At 36.8% G+C, this 13,658-nt stretch carries 4 protein-coding genes; 2 read left to right on the top strand and 2 right to left on the bottom strand.

Features of this window, described 5'->3' with window-relative positions; genetic code table 11:
- Positions 1–267: 267 nt before the first annotated feature.
- A complete protein-coding gene (locus DKL58_RS04065; protein WP_109586196.1) occupies positions 268–10,722 on the bottom strand; it encodes an SLAP domain-containing protein in 10,455 nt (3,484 codons plus the stop codon).
- A gap of 907 nt (positions 10,723–11,629) precedes the next feature.
- On the opposite strand from DKL58_RS04065, the gene DKL58_RS04060 reads away from it, so the two are divergent.
- Together DKL58_RS04060 and DKL58_RS04055 are read left to right on the top strand one after the other, a co-directional pair.
- The gene (locus DKL58_RS04060; RefSeq protein WP_109586195.1) at positions 11,630–11,911 is read left to right on the top strand and encodes a hypothetical protein; all 282 of its coding nucleotides are present in this window, start codon (positions 11,630–11,632) and stop codon (positions 11,909–11,911) included.
- Between the two features lie 44 nt (positions 11,912–11,955).
- Positions 11,956–12,411 carry a universal stress protein gene (locus tag DKL58_RS04055; RefSeq protein WP_109586194.1) on the top strand — a complete coding sequence of 152 codons (456 nt, stop codon included), beginning with the start codon at positions 11,956–11,958 and terminating at the stop codon, positions 12,409–12,411.
- Positions 12,412–12,459: 48 nt separating this feature from the next.
- Here the strand turns inward: DKL58_RS04055 and DKL58_RS04050 are convergent, their stop codons facing one another.
- A complete protein-coding gene (locus DKL58_RS04050; RefSeq protein WP_109586193.1) occupies positions 12,460–13,653 on the bottom strand; it encodes an FtsW/RodA/SpoVE family cell cycle protein in 1,194 nt (397 codons plus the stop codon).
- Positions 13,654–13,658: the final 5 nt, after the last annotated feature.

Raw genomic sequence — 13,658 nt, 5'->3', positions numbered from 1 at the left:
TATGTATATAAGAAATATTTTCATTACTTTATATCTTCATATATTTATATATACTATACGTGATTTTAAATGCTATTTACTATATTCAACTATTTATGCAAACCCTTTAATAGCTTAATTTTTTAAAATTAAATCTATCGTTTTAATAAATAATATATAAAATTATATTTATATAGTATTTATTTATAAAAATTAAAAAAATGCAAAAAAAGTGCCACGAATTGTTGTTTTTAACAATTCGCGACACTTTATTTAAACTATTTCAATTTAAAAGTTAGCTTTTTTAACAAAACGTCCTTTTGAAATAATGAAATATCTCTTGCCGTTTATCTTGACTGAATTACCATAAGTCTTAACTGACTTACGTTTCTTCAGCACTTTCTTGTTTGCACGATGACCGTATTGGTTGTATACATAGGCATTGTGCTTTAACTTCAACCTCTTGGCATCGATATTGCCGGCTGCAATAAACATACCATCTGGAAGTTCGTAGCAAACCTTACCGTTGACTTTCTTCTTACCAACAGTTCCAACTTGAGAACCTGCTTGGAAGATCAACTTGTTAGCACGAGTACCATTTTGATCATACAGGTAAGCATTATGCATTAAAGTCTTTTCAACAACAGTTTTTGGTTTTTCAGCAACCGCACTTGTTGGAACTACTTCAACTTTGGCTGTGCTTACAGTAACAACTCCTTTAGCAAAGTTGGCAGCTTTAACGAAGCGGTTCTTGTCAATGATGAAGTACTTCTTGCCACGAATCTTGACAGCATTACCGAAGGTCTTAACTAGCTTGCCCTTCTTGAATACACCAGTATTCTTTACCCGTTTGCCAAATTGATTGTAAATATATGCGTTATGCTTCAATTTACGAGTAGCCGCAACAATGTTACCAGCAGCAACATAGTATTTCTTGTTGTTAGCACCCTTGTCTACAAGAACGTAGTAGTCCTTGCCGTTGATAGTCTTAGTGCCATGAGTCGTCAAGACTGAGCCAACCCCAAGAGTAATCTTGTTAGCACGTTTGCCAGTTTCATCATAGAGGTATGCGTTGTGCATCAAAGTTACATCTACTGGGTTGTCAATATCATTGGTTCCATTAGGTTTATCCTTGTCAGAAGTGTTAGTGGTAGTCGGCTTCTTAGCAGGATTTGCTGGTTGAATAGGAGCAACAACTCCGCCACCACCGTTATTGTCATTGCTGTTATTACCATGCAAAATATTATCAATTGTAGCTGGGTCAGAGCAATCTTGATGGATTTGGTGGATACCGTTATTACGAATATTATCAATATCAGTTACTTTGTCAGCTTTATCGATCTTATCCTTGGCATCTTTAGCATCTTTATCAATCTGCTCATTAATCTTATTCTTATCTGCATCAGTGTAATCGGTACCGTCTTCATGTTTCAGATGGTTGACTTTATCTTTAGCAATATCAGCTGCATCGTCAATTGCGCCTTTAGAAATTTCCTTATCAGCATTGGTCTTATCAGAGTTGATACCTTCATCAGTTGTACTATGAACATGTTTGTTCTTTTCATACGCATCATCTGTCTTAGGCGTCTTGCTGTCATCACCAAATTCATTGTGAATGGTATCAATCGCATCACTATGGTTCTTGGAAATTTCATCGTTGGCATTAACAACATCATTAGACTGGTCTTCAATACCGAAGTCGTCTTTAATGGTGCTAATATCGCTTTGAGCATCATGGGTAATCTGATCAATCTTGTCCTTGTTAGTTGACGCGTTACCGATAGAAGAATCGATCTGGTTAAGCTTGTCCTTGGTGTCTTCAACAACTTTCTCAACGTCACCTTTTAGACGATCTTTAGCTGTATCATTTAAATCACTCTTATCAATATCACCTTTAGCCTTATCAGCATCTGCCTTAACTTGTTCAAGAGCCTTCAACTTGTTAAGTGAAGTCATACCCTTGTCGTAAGCTGAACTTGCGTCCTTAATGTTCTTAGCATCTTTAATTGCTGTAATAGCATTAGTAATATCGTCGATGTAGTCTTTGTAATCAGCCTTCTGCTTGTCGGTTAATTTATCAAGACCAGCTTCAGTTTCTAAACCAGCTACACCATCTGTACCTGACAAAGCATTATTTTCTTCGTCATTGAACCATTCATTCTTTTCATCAGAAGAAGTAGGTTTGTTCCAGATAGCATCGATTGCTTGACCAATCTGATCTTCATCTTTTGGAACATCATTTATGTTTGTCTTAGCATCAATATCAGACTTTTCGGTATTAAAGGCATCGTCGATAGCTTTATTAGCTTTTTGCTTTTGATCTGCAGTTAATTGTGACCCGTTAATAATGTCATGCGCTTGAGCACGCTTATTATTAAGAGTTTTTTCAGCTGTTGTCTTAGCACCTTCAAGTTGAGCATTGTTAATAATATCGCTAATTCCAGGTACTTTATTATTGTCATCCGGATCTTTGAAACCATCAACAGTATTGTTAATAATTGTATCAGCTTCATCTTTTACCTGCTCAGGAGTCTTAACATTACCCTTATCATCTGTGTCAGAGATATTAATTATCTGATCCTTAGCTTTATCAACGAGCTTTTGTACTTGATCCTTCAAAGGTCCTTGATCAGCAGGAGACATGCCAGAGTTTTCGATATCGTTATTGGCATCTTTTTGTTTCTGCTCAAGTTCAGCAATTTTGTCATTCTTAGCCTTAACAACATCGGCTTTTTGCTTGGCAAGCGTCTTAACTTTGTCAATTCCAGCTTCACCAAAGTCAACTGTTTCATTATTTTCAGCAACACCTTTTTCGGCATTTTGAACATTAGTTTTGGCTTCGTCAAATTTGGCCTGACTTGCACCTTTTGCTAAAGTAACATCATTGATTTTAGAAATAGCCTTATTCTTGGCCGCTTCAACTTGTTTCTTAAGTGTCGTGATAGTATCAGCTGGTAGACCATCCTTATTCTGATCGGATTGAGCAAAACCATCAATTGTCTTGTCAGCATCAGCAGCATACTGGTTGATAGCAGCAATCTGTTTGTTCTTTTCTGCAAGAAGTTCAGTTGGTAATTTAGCTAACCCAACCGCGTCTTCAGCTTTTTGTTCCGCTGTTTTTGCATCATCTACAGAAGATGCTTGGTAAATATCGCTGATTCCAGTTTGCACAGCGTCGTCAATATCAGCTTCACCTTGTGCAACATCGCTTGCAGTAAGTACAGGGTTGCTATTTTCATCTGTCTTAAGATTGTTAAGATCGTCCTTAGCTGCATCGGCTTTTTGTTTCAGAGTCTTAATCTGGTCAACCTTATCGGTGTAATCATTAGTCAGACCTGTAATGGAATCAACACCTTTTTGGCCAGCAGTCTTAATGGCATTTAATGGATCATCTGCTGCATTTTGAGCATCTTTAATGTTCTTAGCTGCTTTAGCACGCTGTTTTTCAATAGCATCCTTCATTTGTTTGGCAAGTTTTTTCTGCTCTTTCTCAGTCTTGCCTACTTCTTTAGCAACCGCATCAGCTGCATCATTAGCTTTGTTAACCGCATCAGATAATTTGCCTAAAGCGGTATTAACTGCTTCGACTTTATCTATATCGGTATTAATTCCGCTTAAGGCACTTTCACCATCACTTTCAGCACCATTAATGTTTGATGTACCATCAGCATTTGAAATAGCTCCGTTTGCTGCATCAACAGCATTATCTACCTTGTCTTTCAGGTCTTGATATTGATTATAATCTAGCTTTCCACTATTCCTGTCATTCTTCAGACGGTCATAAATTTTATCAGCGGCAGCAGCAAGCTTATCTTTAGCAGTCTGTTTCTCTTTAGCTGATGAGGTACCATTATCAACGTGACCCTTGATTTCTCCTTCACCATCGTTTTTAGCATTATTAACTTTATCAGGTGTGTCGGCATTATCAATGTCTTCTTTAGTCTTGTCGCGGTCTTTGTTGATATTATCGATGATATTTTGTTTATCATCTTTATTAATAGTATCGTCCTTATTAACTTTATCAATGGCATCATCAGCGGTCTTGTCAACATCTGCTTTAGCAACATTCTTAACAGCTTGCAGTTTAGCATCTGTTAGTGCTTTATCAATATTATCAATGCCAATGCCCTTTTCTGACTGAATGTCTGTTTCAGCAGCACCTTCAATTCTGATATGTGCTCTATCGTGAGCAGCCTGAGCCTGAGCTTTAAATTGCTTCTTTTGATCAGAAGTTAGATCAGTCAGCTTGTCAATAGCAGCGGTAGTATCGGCTAATTCTTGAGCAAGTTCAGCATTAGCCTTATTCTTCTTATCCCAGAGAGCATTATCTTTATCTGTATCACCAGTACCAGAATCTTTAATGTTCTTAATACTGTTAAGGGCATTATCTTTGATGTCAAGTACTGTCGAACTGGTAGTTGCCGCATTAATATCAGCAATTCCTAAGTTAGCAACATCATCAACGCCGGCTTTGTCTCTTGGGTTAGTCAATTTATCCTTAGCGGCTTGTGCAGCATCCTTAACAGCTTGAACAGCGACAACCTTAGTCATTGCTACGTTGGCTGTGTCACCAGTTGAGTTAATTGAATTGATGGTATCGTTAGTTAAGTCACTAATAGCACCTTTGTCAAAGGCATTATCAATTGCGGCCTCAGCTTGTTCAGCAAGTGCTGGAATATCTTTGACAGCCTTATTGTATGCAGCCTGAGCTTGCTTCTTTTCATCGTCAGTTAGAGTATCATATACATCCTTTAAGTTCTGTAAAGCTTTGTCTCTAGCACCATCAATTCTAGCTTTGGCTGTATCCTTGGCCTTGTTCAAATCTGTCTGATTAGCATTAGCTTCAGCTTTTTGGATGCTGGTTTCACCATCTTTTTCGGCCTGATTAGCATCTTCAACGGTAAGTTTGTTGCCAACTTCTCCTTGAGCATCATCACGGGCATTTTGAATATCCTTAATGGCTTTTCCTTTATCAGCGTCTGACATAGTTGAACTGTTAATCCGGTCAATTGCTTTTTGAGCATAGTCTTCCAGCTTTTGCTGATCATCAGCTATTGTCTGGTCTAAGCCCTTGGCCTTACCCAGAATATTCTCCATATTGGTAATGCCAGCATCACTTGCCGAATTAATCAAAGCAATAGTATTAGAAGCTGGATCTTTAACCTTGTTGACGGCTTCATTATACGCATTTTGCAGGTCCGTCTTAATACCAGTTTTACCAGCAGTGCTAATATTGGTTAAGCCGTCAATAGCTGCATTATCAGTATTGAATTCGTTTTGTAAATCAGTTAGAGCCTTGTCTCTAGCAGATTGCAAGTCAGCGTTATTTCTAATGTTATTTAATTCTTCAATACCTGCATTGTGTGCTGAATTAACAGTGTTCTTATCAGCTGCGCTAACAGCTTGTTCTGCATTATTCAAAGCAGAAGCAACCTGGTCAAGGTAATCGTTCTTTTCAGTGTTAGATAAATTAGGGTCTGCTTGAATATGGTCATGCAGTTCTTGAGCTTGATCTTTCAGATCTGCAATCGCTTTATTCTTAGTTTTTGCTAATTCAGCCTGTTCTGCATTTCCAGAAACGCTGTCAACAACTGTCTGCATAGCATTGATACCAGTGTTCTTGTCAGTAACAATATCGGCTGGAGTATGGTCATTAGATACAGCAGTTATCGCAGTGGTATAGGCATTGTCAATAGCATCAAGAGCTTTCTCCCAGTCATCGTCAGAAAGTGTACCGTTCTTATGAACATCATTAATAGCTTTCTTGTCATCACTCTTTGCCTTATTCAGTTCCGCAATTGCTTGTGATTTAGCAGCAGCAACTTGGGCTGAAACAAGATCACTATTTATGTTACTTTCACCGTCTTTTTCAGCAGTATCAATATCATCTTTGTTACTTGCTGAGTTGATGGCGTTAGTTGCGGAAGCAGCATGCTTATCAATCAAATCTTTGTAGTACTGCTTGTCACTTGGGCTAAGATACTTGTTATCAATCTGGTCAATAGTTTCCTTAGCTTTTGCAGCTGCATCTTGTAAAGCTGCTGTTTGTGATTTTTGCTCATTCTTAAGATCTGCCAAATCTTTGCTTGAAGCTGTGGCCGTGACACTATTAATTTTGTCTATTGCCGCCTGTTTATCAGCTGTGATCTTAGCAGGATCAGTATCTTTGTTGACATTGTCAACACCTTCAGTAGCATCATCTTTAATAGTGTTAATTAATGAATTTCTATCTTCATCAGATAAGTTAGGATATTTAGTTTTATCATTAATATCATTAATAGCTTTGTCTCTTGCTTGATTAATAGCATCGATTGCATCGTTCTTGTTACCAAGAGAGGACTTGTCCGTCAATAATTTGTTTAGAGCAGCAATACCATCCTTAGTGGCAGTATTAACATCTTCAAAAGTTTCAGCAGCATCAACTTTGTCCTTGTAACCAGTCTTCTCGTTATTAGTTAGCAGACCTTTAGCTACTTTCTTAGCTTTTTCAATATCATCAGCAGTCAAGCCCTTGACGTTTTCAAGTTTGCTTTCAATATCCTTTTCAGCTTGATCAAGTTGCTTCTTTGCAGAGTCTTTGTAGGCAGCTAAAATAGCATTCTTACCGTTAGTAATATCAGTACCAATGGCACTTGCTGCGGTGTCACCATCTATAGCATCTTCAGCCGTCTTAGCAGCAGCATCAATACCAGTATCTGTGTCAACACCGAGGTTGCTCTTAGCTTCATCGGCATAATCTTGAACTTGCTTCTTAGCAGAGTCCTTGAACTTGTCCGCAATATTGGACTTAGCACTGTTTAAATCTTCAGTAACTAATTCAACCGAGCTAGCCTGACCAATTAAAGTATTGGCGTTATCAACAGCTTGGTCAATATTAGAGTCAGATTCTACACCAAGTGCCTTTTTATCGGACTTAGCAACTTCAGCAAGCTGATTCTTAGCAGCGTCCTTATATTTGCTTAAGACGTTGTTCTGACCATTAGTCATATCTTTCTTGATTTCATTAAAATCAGTGTGATCATCAATAGCTTTTGCAGCTTCACTAACGGCCTGATCAATCTTGGTGTCGGATTTAACTCCAAGACCTTCTTTGGCAGCTTCAGCATCATTTTTAACTTTAGCTTTAGCGGCATCCTTTAGTTTGCCTAAAATGTTTAATTTGGCATCATTTTCAGCCGTAGCTATGTCAGTAGCATTGTCAATAGCCTTAAGTTGTTCAGACAATGCATTATCAATTTTATCTGAAGAAACACCTAAAGTTTTCTTGCCGTTTTCAGTATAACCAGCAACTTCGGCTTTTGCTGCTTCTTTATTAACTTTGTTTTCAAATGCATTTTGGATGTTTGTAATATCGCTTGGCTTATTCGCAGGATTGTAAATTGAATTCTTGTTAGTCGAAGGGTTTTCCAGAGCGACCTTTTCAGCGCTATTAATGGCGTCAATGTATTGTGCTTTTTCCGCATCAGTTAAGGTTGATTGCTGATTTACACGCGAAATCGCGTTATTAGCTGCATCAGTGATAGCTTTTTGTGCCTTGTCTTTAGCCTCTTTAGCGTCATGAATTTGTTTAACCACTTTCTGGGCTGCATCCATAGCTGTTTGTAAATCTTTTAATGCATTTTCTTCACGCTGAGATACTTCATTTACATTTCCCGCACCATATACAGATTTCCCAGACTCGTAACCAGGATCCAGTGCAGTTTTTGCAACTTCTGCTGCATTATTAATTGCAGTTTCAAGAGCAACTTGTTCTTTCGATTTAGGATCTGACTTAGGGAATTGACCATCTAAATCATTAGCTGCGTTTACTTTTGATTTGATATTTTTAGCAGCAGTATCTTGTGCTATTTTTAAGATGCTTACAATTACTGGACGTTCTTTACTGTCTTTATCCAGTGGATTGTAGTCAATAAAGTTAGCAGTAGGTGTTAGTTTGATTTTAGTATTGGAATTAATCTTGCCCACAACATCAGCAGGTACATTCACCTTAAATATATAATTACCATTTTCAGATTTGGTAACTTCACCAGCAAACGCAGTTGGCAAATCGTTATCACCATTATTTGTATATTGATATGGAGGATCTTCGATATTATTATTTAAGCTTAAAGGTTTAGTACCTTTTCCATAATCTATCTCTGCCATGATATATGCTTTAGTGCCAAGAGGTAACTTCAAAAACTCTCTAAATGGGTTTTTGAGATCTGAATCAGGTCCATCTTTATCACTCTTATAACCATCTACAATTCCAGAAATTGTCCAGGAACCATCTTTTTTACCTGAAGCATCAACATTTGCTGTGGCAGTGACATTTTCAGGCTTAATATCTAAAAATCCAGAACTATTAGCCGGACCAAAGGCAATGTCATTATATCCAATGTTCTTTGGATCAGAGAAAGCAGCATCAATAATTTTTGAGAAAATTGTATCATAGTTTATTGGGTTGCCTTCTGCAGCCAATTCATCTAATAAAGTCTTAATGTTCTTTAATGCTGGAATTTTAAAGTAAGGTAATTCACTAACTTTCGCCCACAACTCAGGTGTAAACATATATTCGCCATTCTTACCACCTTGTCCATTAAGTAGTACAAGTTTATCAACTACAATATTTTTAGTTTTGCTATCTTTGCTAACTTGTAAAGTATGGAATGGTGGCAAAGTTAGACTATTACCTAAAAAGTTTAATTTCTGGCGGACATTGGTAATCGTGACAGCACTACTATCACCAATAATACTTGTGCCTGTTGCTGTGTTTAAATGTGAATCAAGTACAAGTGACTGTGGGTTGTTCACAATTAATTCACTATCACTACCAGTAACGTCTACTAACACAATTGGGTTAGTTCCTGCACCAAAGATTTGAGCATCTTTATTTTGAGCACTGGTTGGATCGCTTTTATCATAAGGATGGTTCGGGTCTTCTTCAAGTCTGATTTCGAATGTACCATTTTGGACATTAGCTATTCCAGCAATTTGAACCAAAGTACCCTTATAATCACCCATGTGTTTACCGGTAATACTTAATTTTCCATCAGGCTTGACAGTAAAATTACCACCATCATAAATCAGGTTGTTACCACTGTTATAGTCTGAAATATCGCCGTTTGTTGTAACATTAACGGAACCACCACTTTCAACAGTAAACTGAGATGCCTTGTCATTTAATCTGATGGCTGTAGCTCTATTTGCATCAAGTTTGCCTTGGTATGCGTTATCTCCAGAATTAATTCCGACGTTAATATTTAATTCACCTTTAACGTCAACTTTTCCAGTACCTGAGATATAGATTGCGTGGACTGCATGAGTAGTTTCTGCTGGATTATTTCCTAACGTTTTCCCGTCAGAATTAAGTCTTGGATTTAAGGTTACTGTTACGCCTTTTTCGACTGTGACGTAGCAGTTACTGCCCCCCATTTCGATAACGTTACCACCAAATGTGGCACCGGTAAAGTCGCCTTTAAAGTCGATACTATTATCACTTCCACCAAATTCAAATAATTGTTGGTGATTGGCACTGCTTGCTCCCCCATCTTTATAAGGAGTATAGATTGTTTCAGCGGTATTTGTCCCTGTAAATGTAATATGAGTGTCCGAAGCAGAGTGAACCATTTGAGAACCATGGAAGTCAATATTATTAAATGTTAGATTGGAGACACCTATTTTTTCTCCCTTACCATCATGAGGCTTACTTGAACTATTATTACGGTCAGTCATGATAATGCCCCAATAATCGGCACACCAAAGTTCAAGGTTACTATACGTTAAGTTAGTAACTTCAGAGCTGTTTCCTCTAATTCTAGGGTGGTAACCGTTAAAGTCTATTTTGTATTTATTCGTACGACCATCGGCATCATAAGATTTTATCAATAAAGTTCTACCATATACGTCTAACCCATTTTGACCACCTTTATTATCCGCTGTGATATTATTCATAATATCTATTTCAGAAATACGTTTAGTCTCATCAGGGTTTTGTTTATCTTTATCAAAACACTCTTCATTATGAAGAGCATAAACAAGCTGATTCCAATTATAAACATGTGCTACCCCATTTATGACAGTTGGTGTGTCACCAGTTTTATCATCATTAGCTAAATCATTAGCTAATTTCTTAGCTTCATTAGCTTTTGAATCTTGAGTAGTATCAGTATCCTTATCTGAATTAGTAGTATCGCCAGTTACGTCAGTTGGCAACTTACTACTATCAGAATTTTGATCATCTGAATCAGTTATGTCAGTTGGAGTTTTATCAGTAGTGGTATCTTGATTGCCTTCATCTGAGCCGGTTGCAGGAGTAGTTGCACTATTATTTGAATCAGCTGTAGTGGCTTCCTGCTTATCCTTATCAGTTTTATCTTTAGCAGTAGTATCAGTCTTGTCCTTAGAACTGGTATCTTTTACTTCATCAGTCTTTGAGCTTTTTAAGAATGAACTCAAACCTGAAAAAGTTGACAAGTCCGTTTCATTCTTCTTTTTAGACGCAGCAGCGTCTGACTTGGTTTTATCCTTAGTACCTGTTTGCTTAGTTTCAGTATTAGAGTTATCCCTGTTCGACTCCTCTGTGATATTTTGTGATGGATCTATAGTATCAGCTTTTACGCTTTGGCTATTCAAACCAAAGAAAGTAAAACCCAGCAAAACAGAAGCAGCACCAATACTCAATTTACGAATTGAGAAGTGGTCCTGCTTGTCCTGCATCTCCATCTTCCTTAATCTTTCATTATAATTATTTTTTCCTAGCATATTTATCCTTCCTAAAAAAGTATGTATGTTTAGTATGTTCGAATACTATTCTAGAATAGCCAAATATTAATGTCAATATAATATCTATAACTAATGTGGTATTTATAAATAACTACACATTTTAAATTGATAAATTTTAAATACTAAGAAATGCTGTAAATGGTAAATTTTTTATTAATTTACTCTATTATTTACAAAAAATAACATTATAACTGACAAAAAAATTGACTTTCGTATGTTTTTTTGAAGCAAATAATTATTATAAATAAAATTGTGAAATTAAAAACTATGTTTTTTTAAATTTGCAACAAGACTATAAGTCACCTTTTAGTGATGTTCGTTTTGTTATTCAAATGGGATTTGTTAGATAATAAAATATTTATTGCTTTTAAATTTAAATAAAATATTAAAATCACATGAATACAATTTAATCATAGAAGTTTTATAACAAATTTATCTTTTTATTCGTAAAAGTTTGTAATAAAAAACTTATTTTTTGTAATATATTTGTACAACTTTTTAGACTATAAAAAATAAATAGCAATAAAATAGCATTAAATATATAGCACTGATTTTGGACAAATAAAATATTTTATTTTTGCTGGAACAGATATTTAGTTTTCTATCTTGACAAAAGTTATGATGCTTAGTAGTATAATAATTGATCTGAGTCGATCGAATAGCTTAATTGTATAAGGTTGACCGGTCAAACATAAGACATGCGAGATAGTAAATAACTTTCGAATCGGAAAACTATCTTTTGCGATAGGATCCACATTCGTTGCGATACGTCTCATTTTTTGAACACTGCGGGTTCAACAAGCATTGTTTTGCTATGTTTCGATGACTCGGATTTCTTGAGAATATTAGGAAACGGTCTGTGGACCGTTTTTTGTTTGGAGATTTTATGGCTATAAAAGTTGTTATCATAATATATCTAGCAATACTACTTTTGACTGCCTTTTATTTATGGCATAACCGTCACAGTCATTTTTTGATTTATAATAGTAAGAACATTTCTAATTTCAGCTCTATCATGTCATGGACTGCAGTCATCTTGCTTTTAGAAACTTTGCTAGGTTTGATTTTAGTATTTCAGGCGAATAAGTATCTGAATTTAATTACCTTAGCTCTTAGCAGCATCACTATTTTAATTTTTAGTCTTATACTTAATCAAAAGGATGATTAATTGCCCAGAAATTTGGTAAAATAGTGGTAAGAGAGGTGTTTTAAATGATGAAACAATATCACCGTATTCAAGTCGCAGTTGATGGCTCCAAGGAAGCCAACTTAGCTTTTAAAAAAGCTATCGCTGCTGCTAAACGGAACGATGCTGCATTGGAAATTCTGCATGTCATTGATACCAGATCTTTCCAAAATGTCTCCAGCTTTGATTCAGAGATGGTTGAGCAAGTATCAAATGACGCTAAGGAAAAATTGCAGAATTACTACAAGCAAGCTACGGAAGCTGGCGTAAAGGAGGTTCACTATTCTATTGAATTTGGAGCTCCCAAGGCAATTATTGCCCACCAGTTTCCTAAAAAGCACCAAATTGATTTAATCATATTAGGAGCTACAGGCCTGAACGCTGTTGAGCGCATATTAATCGGCAGCGTGACAGAATATGTTACCAGAACTGCTGATTGTGACGTCTTAGTCTGTCGCTCAAACGAAAACTTAACCAAGTAAAAAAAAGCATTTCAGAAATGAAATGCTTTTTTTGTGTCTATTAAATTTTTAGAAATCGCCCGCTTGGCTGAACATGTAGTCTTTATTATGAAACTTCATGGACAAAATCATCCCAATACCAATCATATTTCCAATCAGGGCTGAACCACCCTGGGAAATAAAAGGCAATGGAATACCTGTAAGTGGCAAAAGATCAATACTCATGCCTATGTTTTCAAACACATGGAAAAGTATCATCATAATTACACCGGTTGAGACATAAGAATAAAATGCGTTCTTAGTATCAAATGTAATGCGTACCATCTGCACGATCAAGTATAAGTAAAGCAAAATGACGGCTACACTACCAACAAAGCCAAATGATTCACCAATTACTGAATAAACCATGTCAGAGCCCCGCACTGGTACGTAAACACTCAGTTTGCCAAAGCCATTGCCAAAAATTTGGCCAGACCCAATTGACTGCATACTTTGCCACAATTGATAGGCAGCTTTAGAAGTATCAGTAGATGGATTCAGCCATGACATAATACGTCTGAACTGATATGGCTGGAAAAAGTGACTTAAAATTGATTGTCCTCCGGGCGTGGTAACCATGTAAATGACCACGACTCCCAAGACAAAAACTGCCGCAAACATCGGTGCAATAATTTTCCAAGAAATACCGGAAACTAATACAACGCCCCCTACGATTGCAATAAAGACCAGCATCGTACCGAAGTCATTTTGCAATTTTAACAGAATGGCAATCGGTAAAAGCCAAGCCAGCATTTTGCCAATTAAAACCCAATCATTTTTGATAGTATGGGCAAACTTGTCATTATGCTCGCGCACGACCCGCGCCAGCATCAGTATAAAAGCGGGTTTCATGACCTCTGATGGCTGAAAAGAAATTGGCCCCAGCTTAAACCAGCTTTTGGCGCCGGCATCTGCTGCAATGCTGCGATTGTAAAAGAACAAAACCGCAATCAAGAGCAAGATGCCCAGCCCATAAACATATGGCGCAATCCTGTATAGTTGCTCAGCATCAAACTGAATTACAAAAACAACGATGGCCACTGAAATAATATACCAAAGTCCCTGCATTGCCACAGCTCTTACCGGGCTGCCCATGTGACTGGGATCATCAATTGCCGCAAAATAAATGGAATAAAGACCCACTGCTGCCAGCAATAGCACAGGGACAACAATATTCCAGGCAATTCGATCAAAAAGATTGGTTTTATTTTGTACTTTGACCATTAATT

The sequence above is a fragment of the Lactobacillus kullabergensis genome, assembly GCF_003151025.1.
Taxonomy (GTDB): domain Bacteria; phylum Bacillota; class Bacilli; order Lactobacillales; family Lactobacillaceae; genus Lactobacillus; species Lactobacillus kullabergensis.
Note: the sequence above shows the minus strand (reverse complement) of the source record. Positions and strands in the feature narration are given on the sequence as shown.

What these genes read in the sequence shown, in the direction of transcription:
- DKL58_RS04065 (WP_109586196.1), bottom strand. Translation starts at nt 10,722, where the DNA reads ATGCTAGGAAAAAATAATTATAATGAAAGATTAAGGAAGATGGAGATG.
- DKL58_RS04060 (WP_109586195.1), top strand. Translation starts at nt 11,630, where the DNA reads ATGGCTATAAAAGTTGTTATCATAATATATCTAGCAATACTACTTTTG.
- DKL58_RS04055 (WP_109586194.1), top strand. Translation starts at nt 11,956, where the DNA reads ATGATGAAACAATATCACCGTATTCAAGTCGCAGTTGATGGCTCCAAG.
- DKL58_RS04050 (WP_109586193.1), bottom strand. Translation starts at nt 13,653, where the DNA reads ATGGTCAAAGTACAAAATAAAACCAATCTTTTTGATCGAATTGCCTGG.